The organism is Paenibacillus sp. RC67 (assembly GCF_030020805.1).
Classification (GTDB): domain Bacteria; phylum Bacillota; class Bacilli; order Paenibacillales; family NBRC-103111; genus Paenibacillus_S.
The window spans coordinates 5,945,240-5,960,246 of record NZ_CP125098.1 but is presented as its reverse complement, the minus strand read 5'-3'; the positions used below and the strand labels follow the sequence as shown (position 1 = coordinate 5,960,246).

The 15,007-nt window shown below is 47.2% G+C and carries 18 protein-coding genes; 9 read left to right on the top strand and 9 right to left on the bottom strand.

All coding sequences use genetic code 11. The features are described 5' to 3' along the window. The first annotated feature begins 26 nt into the window (after positions 1–26). On the top strand, positions 27–497 hold the full coding sequence (locus tag QMA13_RS27115; protein WP_282936803.1) for a hypothetical protein: 471 nt from the start codon (positions 27–29) through the stop codon (positions 495–497). Position 498: 1 nt separating this feature from the next. Continuing rightward, positions 499–1,122, top strand: a complete 624-nt coding sequence (locus QMA13_RS27110; protein WP_282936802.1) for a hypothetical protein — start codon at positions 499–501, stop codon at positions 1,120–1,122. Positions 1,123–1,135: 13 nt separating this feature from the next. On the opposite strand, the gene QMA13_RS27105 is transcribed toward QMA13_RS27110, so the two are convergent. Continuing rightward, positions 1,136–1,354 (bottom strand): uracil phosphoribosyltransferase, encoded by a 219-nt coding sequence (locus QMA13_RS27105; RefSeq protein WP_282936801.1) that lies wholly within the window; start codon positions 1,352–1,354, stop codon positions 1,136–1,138. A 171-nt stretch (positions 1,355–1,525) separates the two neighbouring features. Between QMA13_RS27105 and QMA13_RS27100 the strand changes: the two genes are divergently transcribed. Next, positions 1,526–1,828, top strand: coding sequence for a hypothetical protein (locus QMA13_RS27100; RefSeq protein ID WP_282936800.1), 303 nt, complete (start codon positions 1,526–1,528; stop codon positions 1,826–1,828). Positions 1,829–2,015: 187 nt separating this feature from the next. Here the strand turns inward: QMA13_RS27100 and QMA13_RS27095 are convergent, their stop codons facing one another. Together QMA13_RS27095 and QMA13_RS27090 are read right to left on the bottom strand one after the other, a co-directional pair. Beyond that, positions 2,016–2,642: an FMN-dependent NADH-azoreductase gene (locus tag QMA13_RS27095; protein WP_282936799.1), complete on the bottom strand. Its 627-nt coding sequence runs from the start codon at positions 2,640–2,642 to the stop codon at positions 2,016–2,018. A 187-nt stretch (positions 2,643–2,829) separates the two neighbouring features. After that, positions 2,830–3,114, bottom strand: a complete 285-nt coding sequence (locus tag QMA13_RS27090) for a hypothetical protein (RefSeq protein WP_282936798.1) — start codon at positions 3,112–3,114, stop codon at positions 2,830–2,832. A 235-nt stretch (positions 3,115–3,349) separates the two neighbouring features. On the opposite strand from QMA13_RS27090, the gene QMA13_RS27085 reads away from it, so the two are divergent. Beyond that, the gene (locus QMA13_RS27085; protein WP_282936797.1) at positions 3,350–4,015 is read left to right on the top strand and encodes a tetratricopeptide repeat protein; all 666 of its coding nucleotides are present in this window, start codon (positions 3,350–3,352) and stop codon (positions 4,013–4,015) included. Positions 4,016–4,048: 33 nt separating this feature from the next. Here the strand turns inward: QMA13_RS27085 and thiO are convergent, their stop codons facing one another. Both thiO and QMA13_RS27075 read right to left on the bottom strand, forming a co-directional pair. Continuing rightward, on the bottom strand, positions 4,049–5,161 hold the full coding sequence (gene thiO / locus QMA13_RS27080; RefSeq protein ID WP_282936796.1) for a glycine oxidase ThiO: 1,113 nt from the start codon (positions 5,159–5,161) through the stop codon (positions 4,049–4,051). Beyond that, positions 5,158–5,796 (bottom strand): thiamine phosphate synthase, encoded by a 639-nt coding sequence (locus tag QMA13_RS27075; protein ID WP_282936795.1) that lies wholly within the window; start codon positions 5,794–5,796, stop codon positions 5,158–5,160. The genes thiO and QMA13_RS27075 overlap by 4 nt, the downstream gene beginning before the upstream one ends. Positions 5,797–5,970: 174 nt before the next feature. Between QMA13_RS27075 and thiD the strand changes: the two genes are divergently transcribed. The 3 genes from thiD (at position 5,971) to QMA13_RS27060 (ending at position 8,161) form a co-directional block, all read left to right on the top strand. Continuing rightward, positions 5,971–6,804 (top strand): bifunctional hydroxymethylpyrimidine kinase/phosphomethylpyrimidine kinase, encoded by an 834-nt coding sequence (thiD, locus tag QMA13_RS27070; RefSeq protein WP_282936794.1) that lies wholly within the window; start codon positions 5,971–5,973, stop codon positions 6,802–6,804. Between the two features lie 120 nt (positions 6,805–6,924). After that, entirely contained in the window at positions 6,925–7,362 is a 438-nt protein-coding gene (locus tag QMA13_RS27065) for a DUF86 domain-containing protein (protein WP_282936793.1), read from the top strand. Positions 7,363–7,528: 166 nt separating this feature from the next. Continuing rightward, positions 7,529–8,161: a helix-turn-helix transcriptional regulator gene (locus tag QMA13_RS27060; RefSeq protein WP_282936792.1), complete on the top strand. Its 633-nt coding sequence runs from the start codon at positions 7,529–7,531 to the stop codon at positions 8,159–8,161. Between the two features lie 53 nt (positions 8,162–8,214). On the opposite strand, the gene QMA13_RS27055 is transcribed toward QMA13_RS27060, so the two are convergent. From QMA13_RS27055 to QMA13_RS27040, 4 genes are all read right to left on the bottom strand, one after another. Beyond that, positions 8,215–9,819, bottom strand: coding sequence for a DUF2339 domain-containing protein (locus tag QMA13_RS27055; RefSeq protein WP_282936791.1), 1,605 nt, complete (start codon positions 9,817–9,819; stop codon positions 8,215–8,217). A gap of 114 nt (positions 9,820–9,933) precedes the next feature. Then, complete coding sequence (locus tag QMA13_RS27050; protein WP_282936790.1) at positions 9,934–10,668, bottom strand: polymer-forming cytoskeletal protein; 735 nt, start codon at positions 10,666–10,668, stop codon at positions 9,934–9,936. Positions 10,669–10,684: 16 nt separating this feature from the next. Further along, positions 10,685–11,308 carry a YhbD family protein gene (locus QMA13_RS27045; RefSeq protein ID WP_282936789.1) on the bottom strand — a complete coding sequence of 208 codons (624 nt, stop codon included), beginning with the start codon at positions 11,306–11,308 and terminating at the stop codon, positions 10,685–10,687. A 169-nt stretch (positions 11,309–11,477) separates the two neighbouring features. Further along, complete coding sequence (locus QMA13_RS27040; protein WP_282936788.1) at positions 11,478–12,119, bottom strand: bifunctional 4-hydroxy-2-oxoglutarate aldolase/2-dehydro-3-deoxy-phosphogluconate aldolase; 642 nt, start codon at positions 12,117–12,119, stop codon at positions 11,478–11,480. Between the two features lie 195 nt (positions 12,120–12,314). Between QMA13_RS27040 and QMA13_RS27035 the strand changes: the two genes are divergently transcribed. Beyond that, positions 12,315–13,922: an OPT/YSL family transporter gene (locus QMA13_RS27035; RefSeq protein ID WP_282936787.1), complete on the top strand. Its 1,608-nt coding sequence runs from the start codon at positions 12,315–12,317 to the stop codon at positions 13,920–13,922. 10 nt (positions 13,923–13,932) lie between these two features. Continuing rightward, the gene (locus QMA13_RS27030) at positions 13,933–14,994 is read left to right on the top strand and encodes an S-methyl thiohydantoin desulfurase family protein (RefSeq protein ID WP_282936786.1); all 1,062 of its coding nucleotides are present in this window, start codon (positions 13,933–13,935) and stop codon (positions 14,992–14,994) included. Positions 14,995–15,007 lie beyond the last annotated feature (13 nt).

Here is a 15,007-nt window from a genome sequence, read left to right as displayed (position 1 = left end):
TACTTTTCAGCTAGAGGGGTGCTGCTGTGATACGGCTGCTGCGTATTATCGAATGGTCGCTGCTCGTTGTTCTGATTGTGCAAGTTATTGGTGTATTAGTGGCTCCGCTTGCCAATCTGAACAGCTTTAGCGATGATATCAAGAAAGCGAAGAAGCAAGGGTTCTTTTACGAGGGAAGCTCGGAAATTCAAACTTACTTTGGCAAAAAAATAAAAGTAAATGGCGTGGTGTACGACGACGGTAAAGAAGAATTGCTCGTCTATATCACGGGCACAGGGAAGACGCCAAACAAGCTGCCGAATCACGTACAGGTTCAAACGGATACCGGACTATTATTGAATCAACGCGGCTCAAGCAGCTCAAACAACTCGTTCCGATCGGAAGGAGACTACTTATTCAGTGATGTACCAAAGGGTATCCAGATTGTGCGAATTTTTAATGAGGCTTTTGGTGAATCCTTCAGCTTTACGATCCCGCTAACAGGGGGTGAGCGTTGAGATGAGGAGCCCATTCACGCAGCGGTATAAAGGGCATATAGTCCGTTGGTTGGTTATTGTGGCCGCAGCGATCTTCTTGTTTCGAATAAATTATTCTTCTAATCCTTGGACTCCGGAGGAAGTCGTATCGGAAGCGCTGCTCAGTATGGAATTTCCGCCTGCGCGGATTCATACTATGGTAGACAGTGGGGACGGGAGTTACGCTGCTCTGCTATATGATAAAGAGCACGGTTTATTTCACCAAATGTTCATGTCTCGCTCGTTAGGACTTTTTTGGGAAAACAGAGGTGGAGGGTTTGGCAGTGTGCTGAAACCCGATATACTGCTCAGCTTCAAAATGGGGATGTCCACGTTGAATGAACGACGGCATTATTATTTCATGGGGCAAGTCCATGATCCGAATGTAACTCGGCTGCGTATCGTATGGCCGGATGGATTGGAGCAGATAACGGAACCGCGAGATGATTTGTATATGCTAACGCGTTCCTACTCTATAAAGGATCCAGCAAGCGCGAATGCTTGGGATAGTAAGCTTTATGCATATGACAGCAGTGGGAAGCAGTTATATGAGCTGACCTCGCAAAACACTGAAATACAGAAGGAACAGACTCCGACCTCATCATAATTAACGGCCTCTTTTATGCTCCGGAACGTAAAATGGAACCGTCGCTGCTCTGCAGTGTGCGGTTCCATTTCTGTTTGTGCTTTCGTTGAAGCCTTTCTTGCTTCTCTGATAGGGTTGGTGTTTTTCGTTCAACGGGTATAACGCCGTTCCAATGCAGTCTTTGCAGCTCTGGATTCAATCCGCCTTCGCGTACGATCCGGCATCGTTCCTTCTTTGCTTTGCTCTGTGCCATAAAGGCACCTCCTTTTTATGAATGTCCTTCCTTAATTATTATATCCGAAAACCATGTGTCAGCGATAGTATGACAGTTTTGAAACAAAATGCAGAATCGGTTGTTTTCCCCACGTTGATTTGTTAACCTAATAAAGATTCAGGTTTCATTTATTCGGATTCGGGAGTGAGCATGTTGTCTTACGATAATATATATTGGCTTATTTTGAGCGCCGCCTTCGTTTTTCCCCTTGTTATCGGCATTCTGATCATGGTGAAGACGAAGAAGATGCTCGTTTCGTTTCTTGTCTCTCTTGTAGTGAATCTGGCGATAACCGTACCCGCTTGCATTTGGTGGGCGTCGTTGTTTGAAGGGTTCTCTCGTATGTTTGGTTTATTTGGTTTCGGCGTTACCTTTGGGAATACGGAGGTTTTGCTGCTCTTCGCCCTATTTATTATGAGAAAAAAGACAATCAATCCGGAAACCGTTCAGTAATCAAATTGTAACAGGTTATTCATCTGTCTTTAATGTTGGGCGGTTATAATAGAACTCGACCCCCTTTTTAATATAAAACACTTGATGGTCCGCAATCCAAGCGATTGTGGACCTTTTTCTGTCTAAAAAATAAAGCCCTCAATCTCTCAAAAAGAAGAGATCAAGGACTTCGTGATTTTAATTTGAATTAGAACGATGCTGCTGCGTTAGCTGCATTTTTCACGCCTTCGCTAAGAATAGCTTCGGCTTTGTCTGGGAATTGGTTGTGACCTTCTACAACGACAGTAGTCACGTCTTGGATGCCCATGAAGTTCATCATGGTTTTTGCATAGTTCAAGGACATTTCCAGAGCGGCCATAGGACCTTCGGAATAAACACCGCCGCGTGCGTTCAGCAAAGCGACTTTTTTGTTAGGCTGCAAGCCTTGAGGACCGTTTGCTGTATAAGCAAAAGTTTTGCCAGCTTGAAGAATGTAGAAGAAGTAAGTCAACAATTGAGCTGGGATAGTGAAGTTCCACAATGGGAAAGCAAATACCACTTTGTCTGCAGCCAAGAATTGCTCCAGATATTTGTTAACGTTAGTTGCTTTTTGCTCTTCAACTGCAGTCAATTCGAAGCCTTTGCCTTGTTTGAACAAGCCAGTCAAAGTGTCAACGTCGTAGTAAGGAAGCTCTTCAGCGAACAAGTCCAGCTCAACGATGGAATCTTGCGGATGAGTTTCTTTATAAGTGGCGAGAAAAGAATCGTACAGTTTAACCGTAGCGGATTGCTCGGCAGGACGACCGTTAGCTTTAACAAAAAGTACAGTAGACATGAATAATTCCTCCTTAAAGATAATAAGCAAAGTGTTATAAGTAAGTATGATATGAATTAATAAACATCTTACGTTATGTAAGTATGATAAATTATATACTTACTTTTGTCAAGTGACTTGTAATTATTGTTTGAAATAAAATTGGACAAAAAAAGAGAGCTGGAACATGATGCTCCGCTCTCTAGTATTAAATCTTAGCTTTGATCGGTGATTTTTTGGGCTGAAGGAACTGCTGCAGCTTTTTCTCCCGTGCTTCCCAACGGAAATTCGCGATCATGAAGCCAACTACGCCTAACACAATAATTCGGATATATATCCAGGATTCTGTTACCGTCTGCTGAGTTAACCATTCTAAAGCCGTAAATAGCACAGCCAAAGACATTCCCCAAGCCAGAATGCCGAAATACATCACATATTTGCCTTTTCCCATGGCTCTTGTCTTACGCCATTTAGTGGCTTGTAATTCATTCATTTAAGCTGATCCCCCCGGATTGTGCTACTTGGTAGCCCGATAACAAAATGACAAACTTTATTGATTTTCGCGATGGATGAATGAAAGTCCTTCTCGTACGCAAATTGTTCACATCTTATATGTAGGGTATACCAATAAATGGATCGATATTCTTCCATAAGGATCGAAAGTCTGCCGAATCAAAAAAATATGGTACAATGGATGGGAAAAATAGACAAAGAAAGGGACCGGTGGAATGAGCAAGCTGTTATTATTTGTAGCTTTGACCTGGTTGACGGGAAGTCCAATTATTGCACTCATTGTGCTGCTTATTGTTTTTTACGCATTGGAGCGCCGTTTTATCGGGCTGACCCCTAGCATTTTTAAACCGATTCAAAGGGCTAGACGATTATCGAGACTTCGCCAAGAGTTAAGATTAAATCCGCATCAAACTTCTGCGAAGCTGGATGTGGCGCGTCTTTTAATGGAGCGCAATCAATACCGGGAAGCTGCGGAGCTGCTGGAGCAGATCAGCACGGTCATGGAAGATTCCGCCGATGTAAGAGCGGAGCTTGGCGTATGCAAGCTTAAACTGGGTCATCTGGAGGCTGGAGAGCAGCTGCTGTTGGAGGCTGTTGAACTGAATCCTAGGGTTAAATACGGTGAACCTTATTTGAGACTGGCCGAAGCTTGGGCGGATAGAGATCCGGGGAAAGCCATTCGTTATTTGCAAACGTTCGGTTCCGTCAATTCATCTTCATGCGAAGCATACTATCGCTTGGGTCAGCTGTATACCCGTTTGGGGCAAAAAGAAGAAGCCCGCAGAGCCTACCGTGAAACGGTTGAGCTGTACCGCGGACTTCCGAAATATAGACGGCGGTTCGAACGCCGATGGGCCATGCTGGCAAGATTGAAAGGATAACATGATATTCATTAGTGCAGGTATTTTTATAGACTACTCCACTGTGGCAAAAATGCGGTCCGGTGCAAAGGCGGACAAATCCATATCCGGCTTTTGCCCAAGTACCAGCTGACGAACCAGCTTGCCGGTGCCTGGCGCAAGTAAGATTCCGTTTCGATAATGTCCGGTGGAGTAAATCAAGCCTGGAAGCTTGGATGATGTACCAAGATAAGGAAGACCGTCGCGGGTTCCTGGACGCAAGCCAGCCCACGTGCTAATGAGCTCAGCCTGCTCTAAAGCCGGAAGCAGCGTGGTTGCTTTGGTGTGGAGTGCACTTACCGCCGACACATGGCATCGTTTATCGAAGCCGGCTTCCTCCTGAGTTGCGCCAATAAGCATCGATCCGTCCTGCTTCGGTACAATATAACAGCCCTTGGTAAATATCGTTTTCTTGATAATGGGGGCTGATGTCTTGACGGAAATGCATTGTCCTTTGGACGGAAACATCGGAAGTTGGAATCCGAGCGGCTCGGTTAGGGCATGGCTCCACGCTCCCGCGCACAAAATAACCTGATCGGCGTACAGTTCTCCTTCGGAGGTTCTCACGCCGACAACACGGCCGCCGCGCTCAATAAGGTTAAACACCGGAGTCCACTCTCGAATATCGCAGTCTTGCTTATATAGGGCAGCTTGAAGTGCCTTTGCCAAGTGTACTGGATGTACCTGATGATCCTTAGGGAAATACATGCCTCCACGGACATTCGTAGCAATGGAGGGCTCCCACTCTCGCATGGCGGCAGCTTCCATCCATACCGCGTCTTGAATCCACTCAAGCCTGCTTCTAAGCTCATGCTCGTCTTCCTCGTTCCAAGCAATACGGAGTATACCTTGATCTATGTACTGCGGAGAAACTCCGCTTAAATGTTCAAGTTCCTTTGCCCATTCGGGGTACACCTGCTGGCTAAGACGGCACAGCTCATAGAAAGCACCTGGCTGATGTATTTCTACCTGTGCACCCAGCATGCCTGCTGCTGCAGTGGAGGCCTCTTGAAGCAGGGCACCCTTCTCAATAAGTGTGCAATGGACTCCTGCGCGGATCAGATCCAATGCGATTGTACTGCCGATAATGCCTCCCCCGACAATAATAGCTGAGGTCGTGCTGTTCAATGAAATCCACTCCTAGGTATATGATGGGTACGATCGATCGCTTCTCGAAAGCGACGGATTTGCGATGCCGGCTCCGTATGAAGCAGAACCGATGACAGCACTGCAATGCCGGCGCACCCTGTAGATAGCACTTCTTCGACGTTGTCTGGCTCGATACCCCCAATGGCAATGACAGGGAGGTTACATGCGTTTACAACCTCTGTTAATGCCTTCACGCCGCGTGGAGGGAGGCCGGGCTTCGAATTCGATTCAAAAATATGTCCGAATAGAACATAATCGGCACCTTCCCTGGCGGCTGTCAGTGCTTCTTTTACTGAATGCACGGAACAGCCGATGCGCGCAGCGGCAGGCAGAATACGACGGCTATCGCTGACGCTTAAGCTGTTATAAGCAAGCTGAACACCAGGAGCCTGTACCGCCAGAGCTGCATCAAGGCGGTCGTTTATGTACACGGCGCTTTCTCTAAACAAGGGTTGGAGAGAGGCGAACCATTCCGTTATTTCCTTGGCTCCAAGCGCTTTTTCCCGAATGTGCAGCACATCGATGGCTTGTGTCGGGCAATGCCGCAGTATGTTGGCGACTTCGCTTAATGGCTGCTTGCCTGTTGTCATGACATGCAGTGCATGCTTTCTCATTGTAAAGCTCCTCAAATTTTCTTCTTTTCATCATAACGCAGCCCTTCTATACCGTCAAAGCGTTTGCGCCAGTTGTCATAAAAATATCAATAACTAGAAACTTGACGCTGGGAAAGCGGATAGATACACTTATTGAAGAAATAAAGGCTGGAAAGCGGATGAGGAGGAGCCATAATGGAGAAAGTCTACAAGGCGCTAACAATTGCAGGCTCGGATAGCGGCGGGGGTGCAGGGATTCAGGCAGACTTAAAAACGTTCCAGATGCTGGATGTGTACGGGATGTCCGCCATTACCGCAGTAACAGCGCAAAATACGTTAGGTGTGCATGGCATTTATGATATTCCACTTGAGGGAATTGAGAAGCAACTGGAAGCTGTAATCGGGGATATCGGCGTCGATGCGGCAAAGACAGGCATGCTGTCGCAGCCTGAAGTGATCGAGCTGGTAGCGGCTCAAATAAAGAAACACGGAATAAGCCAATTGGTTGTGGATCCCGTTATGATTGCCAAGGGAGGAGCAAGTCTGCTGGCCCAAAGCGCTCAGCATGCGCTGCGAACTCTGCTGCTTCCTGTAGCGGCGATCGTAACGCCGAACATTCCTGAAGCCGAGGTTATTACAGGGCTTCAGATTACGACATTAGATGGGATGAAAGAAGCAGCGGTGCGTCTGGTACAGCAATTCGGAGCCGGAGCAGCGGTAGTAAAAGGCGGTCATAGTACTGGCGAGCCTATCGATGTGCTTTATGATGGAGAGCGGTTCCATCTGTTTACGGCTGAACGGTATGAGACGCGGCATACGCATGGTACAGGCTGTACGTTTTCCGCTGTCATTACCGCAGAGCTGGCCAAGGGCAACACCCTATTGGAAGCGGTGCAGACGGCTAAACAGTTTATAACGCTGGCTATTCGCGATGAGCTGGGCATTGGAGCTGGTCACGGACCAACGAATCACTGGGCTTACAGCAGAAATAGGCAAACCGATGCGGACAAGCAGAAGAAGGAGCAATAATATAAGATGAGTTATGAATATTTGATGCAGGCAGTTCTGCTTATTGTATTACTAATCCTCTCCTTTCCGGCGATCATGCTGTGGTCCAAATGGAGAAATAAGAAACGGAGATAAACAGCTATGTACTACGTAAATCATGATCAAATCAACGTCCGTCTTCAATTTTTGCCGACAATTACACAAGCGTGCGCAGAGCTTACCAAGCAATGGGCGCTAACGCAACCGTCTGAACAGCTGCTTCTTCATTTGGCTCAAGAGCGGATCCTTCATCTGGCTATAGAAACCGTGACCGACGTAGGCAGCTTGCTGATCGATGCCTTTATGATGAGAGATGCAAGCAGCTACGAGGACATTGTCGAGATACTTGCGGGAGAGCGAGTTTTTGATGATGAAACGGCTTCCGTTTTAAAGCGCTTGGTTCAACTGCGCAGACCGTTGGCCCAAGATTTCGCCACTTATCCAAGAGAATCGCTGCATCCGCTTATTGGAGAGCTCCCTGCAGTGCTGACAGCCTTTGCCGAATCGGTTCCTGCTTTTATTAGCCGGGAAATGGTCTAACCTGGGAATACCCTTGAATCACCATTTTTAGGCTTTTTGATACATTTTAGTATACTAATTTACTTATGCTCGTATTTCGTATACAATTGAGGGTAATAACAGCTTTTATAGGTATCAAGAAGCAGATCCAGAAGCCCATACTTGCGAGGAAAGGCGGTGAGACCGGATGAACCAAGAACATGAGGTATCGACGCGCAAAGTCATTCTTACCATGCTTAAAACGAGCGGAGCTTTAACCGTAAGTGAAATGGCTAAACAGCTCGGCATTACGGAGATGGCAGTGCGGAGACACTTGAACACGATGGAGCGGGACGGTCTGATCGAGGCTAAGCTGGTTCGGCAGGCAATGGGCCGGCCAACCAATCTGTACTCCTTGACGGAGAATGCCGATGATCTCTTTCCGAAGAAGTACCATCATTTAACGCTTGATCTGTTAAGCGAGCTGGTGGAAGAAGCTGGAGAAGGCAAAGTGGACTTGCTGTTCGAGAAGCGCAAGGATCGTCTGATCAGTCGTTATGAAGGACAGGTCAATGGAAAGCCGTTGCCGGAACGCGTCAAGACACTTGCCGAGATTCAAAACTCTAACGGGTACATGGTAGACTGGTCCGAAAGTGAGGATGGTCAGTTCGTCATTAACGAACATAATTGCCCTATATCCCAAGTAGCCAACCAATACAATCATGCTTGCCAATGTGAATTGAAGATGTTCGAAACCCTGCTGGATGCGGATGTCCAGCGTGTAGAATGTCTGGTCAAAGGCGGCAATAAGTGCTCGTATGTTATACAGAAAAAAAACTAAACCATCTTTTCGCTGATTAAAGCGCAGAGATGGTTTTTTTCTTTAATCCGAGGTTATCGTTGAGTTTCTTGCTGTTCCTGTTCAGCCTCTGGGGTCCATGGCTTGGGGCTAACTCCTTGCCATTTGCCATTCACATAAGCGATGCAGAATGTAATGATGCCGAGGATAAACAGCACGATGACCTTATAGATGGTTTCACTTCCGGCCAGATCGAACACTAAAGTTTTGGCAGCAACGCATAAGAGGACCAGAGAACCAAACACGCGGAAAACAGATTGCCTGCTGTAAGCTCCCCATACAAAAAGCAGCAAAGCATAAATGCCCCATGAAATCGATAGCGTGAGCTGCAGATCCAGTATGTGGTCCAGCTTATATTCTGCCACCATGTTCTCTACCTGAACCGTCAGCAGTCCGCCTACGATAAGGTGGCTAGTGATAGAATAAACGACGGACAGCAAACGATTATCTTCTTGACGCATTGCCCTGAATGAACCGCGTACAGAGAAATAAAAGCCCATGGCCGCGAGGAGCTCCCATGCTAATGCAGCCCAGTTGAAGAAAGGGATGTAGACTCCGAACCACTCACCCCATGGAGTATCCCACGTCACGACAAACCAGTAAAAGACAATGACAAACCAAACCCCTATCGAAGCAGCCTTGAGCCAATCGAGCTTTTTCCAGATTCCGGCGATGTAGATCAGACTGGCAATGATAAGCCAGAAATAGACATTGATAAGCGGCTTCACGGTCAACTCTTTCCCAAACTGAGTAGAAGCAATCAATAGAAGAAGCCCGCCACCAAACAATTTGGTGAGTACAGCAACATTAAAGGATGAGGTCAAGCGGGATACGAGGAAGGCCATAATTATATAACCAAGCCCCATAATAAGCAATGGATACGCATAAGGGACAATGCCGTTCAAAATAACCATGGACCATAGTCCGAATAGGATGGCGTTCAGCACGCCGAGATACAGATTCAATCCGTCGAATCGGAGATTGTTTTTCCAGGACGAGATCAGGAAGGCAAGCACATAGAAAATATAAGCCGCTAGGGCATAACGGAAAGGTAAGCTCCAGAATGAGGAAACGTCAGGGTCGAATTGAATATAGTAGATCGCATAGAGGGCCCAGGTTCCTATGAAGGATACAAGTCGAAGCTCAGTCCAGCTTTGCCGAATGCTAAGGACGAAGATAACCCCATTAAGTACGAGCAAATAGAGGAACAACGTAAAGACTTGATCGGTCTCCGGCCTTAAGATCATAGGGGAAGCCAACGCTCCCAGCAAGCCAACATTCATTAGAAGCCGAAGCTGAGCTTTATAGGCAAGCACACCGAGCCCAATCGTTAAAGTCAGCATGCAAATAAAGACAGTCATCGAATCCCAGAGGGCAAAGTAAATGCCTGAAAAGCTGAAGGTCGTGTATAACAGGGCGGCGCCCATACCAGCTACAATTTCACCGGTAACAGGGAATTTCTGCACCGACTTGAGACCAGCTAGAACGCAGCCGATGCCAATAGCAAGGCCAAGTCCGATTTTGACGGGGTCCGTAATCCAGCCTTGACTCCATGTATACTTGAACAAATAAAGAAACGAGCTTACAATAAACAGCGCTCCTAACAGGTGAATCCAAGATTTTCGCAGCAGATCATTCATCGCTTGTCATCTCGCTTCCATCATTTTTCAGAAAGACTATGAGATGATTGTAAGCGGAACGGTTGGCTCCCATAAGTACTAACTTTTTCTAGTACCTGTCATTCAGAAGCTAGGTTATAGTTGGACGCTGCTGTTAACGATGGCCCCTTTGGCTTGTTCAAAATGGTCTTTATATTCTACGTAGTCGATCTCGCAGCCCGGACCGATACGCACGGAACTGCCGCGGACAACTCTGGCCTTAGTATGTTCGAGATAGATCGAATCTCCTTCGATCGAATCCGCATTCAGTATATTCTCCGTACCCGGAACCAAAGCATGGAACAGCTTGTGAAGACGGTACGCAAGACCGGACCGGGTTACTTTTATTATCTCTCCCCCAATCTCTCTTGCCGAGCAGGGGCCGAACAGCTGAATTTGTACTGTACCTGCGTTCAACAGACCTCCGACGGTAAACCCGCCTTTTGCAGAGAACGATTCGGCTTCGCAATCTTGTTGAATGGTGATTTCTCCGCCGATCTGCAAGTCATCACCGGTCAAGCTGCCCCCAATTTGGGAGCTGCCATGCAGTTTAAGTCGTTTAACGGACAGATCGCCTCCAATATCCGAGGTGCCATAAATACGGACTTGATCCGAGTCTACATTGCCTACAACGACAGAAGTACCAAAAATTTTGAAAGACTGGGATTTCACATTGCCGTCTACGCGGCTTGTTCCATATACTTTGAAGTCCGTACAATCCAGGTTGCCGACAACCTGTCCTTCTCCTGTAATTTTAACCTCCTGGTAAACGCCTCCCGACGCGCTGCCGGAACCGGCAAGCACCAGCTTTTGTCTTATTACATTAGCCATAATGGATCACCCTCCGTCAATTTATTCTCATTTTAAGTTCTTCAATACATGCGGATACGTTCAATTTGGTAACGACCCGGACACCGGATTCAAAAAATACTTCTCCTGAGTTGGAAACTAGTAGGAATGTCGAAATGCCCATTTTGCGTATGAAAATGATCTCACCGCCACTGCCCTGCAGCTTAGGATAATGTTCGTTTAGTACTTGCAGCAAAATGGCCCCTTCGTCAAGACTCATCTCACCGGTTTGGAGCATTTTCTCCAAAATAAATAAATAAAGAATACGATCAAAGGTAAAAATATCCGTATCCCCGAGACGTTCGGTAAAGAAATTGAGCGCCATCTTCGAAACAATGTTACGATCGATAATTTCCTGCTTCCACAGCGATATTTCAGTAGGGTGAGGAGATAGCAGGTCCGCCAGCTCATCTAATGATAAATCGTCCTTCATATGTTTGATTTTATCAATTCGGGCTAGTATTTTATGTTTCGGAAAAAAGGTTTCCTGCCCGGTAAAGGTTGATTTTCGAATAAACCAATCCTCAGGAATCAAATTTTTGCGTTTCCATCGATATAATTGGCCATAGGACAGGCCGGTCAGCTCCAGCAAATCTTTCTTGGATATGATATCTTGCTCCATGTGGCAGCACCTCCTTGCAAAATCTAGTTTAGCATAACAATGTTACGTTGTAAATGATGGGGTGACCCAACTGTTATTTTTAGAGGGATTGGCTGGCGTTATGCAAAAAAAAGCTTTTCCACCCGATACCGATCGGACGAAAAAGCTCTGCTTTTGTTGAACAAAGGTTCTAACCTTGGCTTCGGATGCTAGCTGTGAGGCGCGATGCTTTATCCCGAACCCATTCATAGTTGCCGTTAGCGATCTCCTTCAGATTAACGAGTGAGCCGCCAATCCCAACAGCATAACAGCCGATTTGCAAAAATTGTGCTATATTGTCTTCCGTAACTCCACCGACCGCTACCATAGGGATATGACTGAGAGGGCCTTGCAGCTCCTTCAAGTAGCCGATTCCGAGGCTCGCGCCAGGGAAAATTTTGACGGCAGTCGCACCGGCTTTCCAAGCCTTCACAATTTCCGTTGGCGTCATTGCTCCTGGAAAAATGGGCGCACCTTGCTCAACGGAATAGCGGATTACATCTTCATCCATGTTAGGAGTAACCAGATAGGAGGCGCCTGCCTGGCATGCTTTCTTCGCATCCTCCACATCCAACACGGTGCCTGCACCTATGTACATCTGATCGCCGAACTGCTGCTGAAGCTTGGTAATCATGCTCTCAGCACCGGGAGTATTTAGAGTGATTTCCATCACTTTGACACCGCCGTCGAGCAATGCTTGTGCTACACCGGCAATATGCTGTTCCTCTACACCCCGGACAATGGCAATGATCCTCGTCTCTTCTATAAGGCGTATGCCTTCTTCCCTTACCATAACCCATCCACCTCATCTATAAGATATGAATCTATTATGCCATGCTTTGGCTTGATTGTTAACTTGAAACGCTTGATAGAGTAGATGAATGCTCAAACTTGAAAAAGCGAATAATGGATAAATGAAAGACAATGACTGACCAAATTGTGAAAAGGCTGCAGAGAACCCTCTGCATGAACCCAAGGGGGATTGTTTATGGACAATGAAAAGAATCATCCGAGTATATTTGAGCCGTTTGCGCTTGTTCTTAACATTGTAACGGCTGTGCTCGGTGCCATCATCGGTATGCAGATCGTGACAACGCTCGGAGTAACGCCCAGTACGTCCATTATTGGCGCGCTTGTTGCGATGCTTATTGCAAGAATACCGGTAGCAATGCTCAGAAAATATAAATCGGTGCATCGGCAAAATTTAGTGCAAACGTCTATATCTTCTGCCACCTTTGGAGCAGCTAACAGCTTGCTCATACCGATCGGGATTCCATTCGCGATGGGAGCTACGAATTTGGTCATTCCGATGCTGATCGGTGCGGCGCTTGCGATGTTTGTGGATGCAGCGATACTGTACAAGCTGTTTGACTCCAAGCTTTTTCCAGCCTCCAGTACATGGGCTCCCGGTGTTGCGACTGCTGAATCCATTAAAGCCGGAGATACGGGAGGAAAGAGAGCAGGTTTGCTCGGGGTGGGTGCCGTCGTAGGGCTTATCGGTTCGTATCTCAATATTTCCATGTCTGCCTTCGGAGTAGCCTTTATAGGAAATATCTGGGCGTTATCGATGTTTGGTATCGGGTTGATGATCAGACAATATTCCGTCCCTTGGTTTGATATTGATGTTAACAAGCTATATATCGCTCATGGCGTTATGATCGGGGCAGGCATTGTTGCCTTGATTCAGGCAGGCATGCTTATTTTCAGAAATCCCTCCAAGAGTTCTAAAGGTAAGCACAATAATCACGCAGCAGATGAAATTGACGAAAGCAAACTAACGAGATCGGTTCCCGAAGCAAGAAAAGCGCTTAGTATCGGGTTCGTTGCCTATCTTGTCATAGCGTTGCTTATCGCTATAATTGGCGGAATCATCTCGGAGATGTCCTTAGGCATGCTGATAGGGTTTATCGTATTCGCTGCCTTTGCCGCCTTTGTCCACGAGCTGATCGTAGGTATAGCCGCGATGCATTCCGGTTGGTTCCCGGCCTTCGCTGTTGCTTTTATTACGCTTTTGTTCGGGATGATGATCGGATTTCCTCCGATTGCTCTGGCCCTTCTCGCAGGCTTCAGTGCCGCTACAGGCCCGGCTTTTGCCGATATGGGATATGACTTGAAAACGGGCTACATTCTCCGCGGCAATGGAGCAAATAGGGAGTACGAGCTGGAGGGTAGAAAGCAGCAGTATATTACGGGAATGATTGCGTTCGGAGTCGCTTTGCTAACCGTGCTGGTCACCTATAACAGTTATTTCTCGCAAAATCTCGTTCCGCCTATCGATAAAGTATACGTTTCAACGATTCAAGCGGGTACCTCCTCTGAGGTAGCCAAACAGCTGTTAATATGGGCGATTCCGGGAGCCATTGTGCAATTGCTTGGCGGACCTACCCGGCAGATTGGGGTTTTGTTTGCTACAGGTCTTCTTATCGCTACGCCGAACGCTTGCTGGGCGGTCCTTGTAGGTATTGCCATTCGCATTATCGTCCTGAAAGCAAAAGGCAAAGAAGCGGAAACGCCAATGAGTATCTTGGCAGCTGGCTTTATTGCCGGAGATGCGCTCTACAGCTTCTTTAATTCTGTATTCAAAATGAAAAAGTGAGGGACCTTTCATGTCGATCATTAAGCTGGATGAAAAAATGGTGGAATACGCGGTATATGGCGGTGCCGTCCTAGGCGGCGGGGGAGGAGGGTGGATCGATGACGGGCTGCAGATTGGGCGTTTGGCTCTCGAAATCGGGGAGCCCAAACTGTACAGCATCGACGAGTTCCATGATGATGATTTGTTCGTCACTGTCTCGATGGTAGGTGCCCCTGCTGCTAAAGACCAGTTCGTCAAACCGATTCATTACAGCAAAGCTTTGGACATTCTAACCCAAAAAATTGGAAGAACCGTTCATGCCCTTCACACGAACGAGAATGGCGCAGGCACAACCGTCAATGGTTGGTTCCAATCCGCGATTACAGGCATACCGCTTGTCGATTTCGCTTGTAATGGCAGGGCGCATCCGACAGGCTCCATGGGCTCTATGAATTTATCTGAGGTAGAAGGCTATGTGTCTCATCAAGCGGGTGTCGGCGGCAAGGAGGACAACTATGTTGAAATAAGCATTTCCGGTTCTCTGGAAAAAGCAGCAACACTAATTCGCAAGGCGTCAATTGAAGCCGGCGGATTAGTTGCGGTCGCGCGTAATCCTGTGACACGTGCCTATGCCTTGTCCAACGGAGCGCCAGGGGCGATTACCCAAGCCATTGGGGTAGGGGAAGCGCTGCTAGCTCACAAAGGCGAGGCGGCTATCGACTCGGTTGTGTCCAAGCTAGGAGGCAAAGTCGTTGTAACGGGAACCGTAACTGAATTCCAGCTGGAAACGGCGGGAGGATTTGATGTCGGCACCGTTCGGATTGACAACTCCCATGAAATGACCTTTTGGAACGAATATATGACGCTGGAGAAGTATGGGGAAAGGCTGGCAACCTTCCCGGATCTCATTATGACTCTGGATGCCAAAACAGCGAAGCCTATCGTGACGGCAGCCATTCAAAAAGGGCAGCAGCTCGCAGTCATTGCCGTACCGAAAAACAAACTGCTGCTTAGCAGCACAATGAGAAACGAAAAGCTGATGAAGCCTGTCGAAGACATCATAAACAAATCGATCCTACCTTATTTGGGATAAAACAAACTAACAA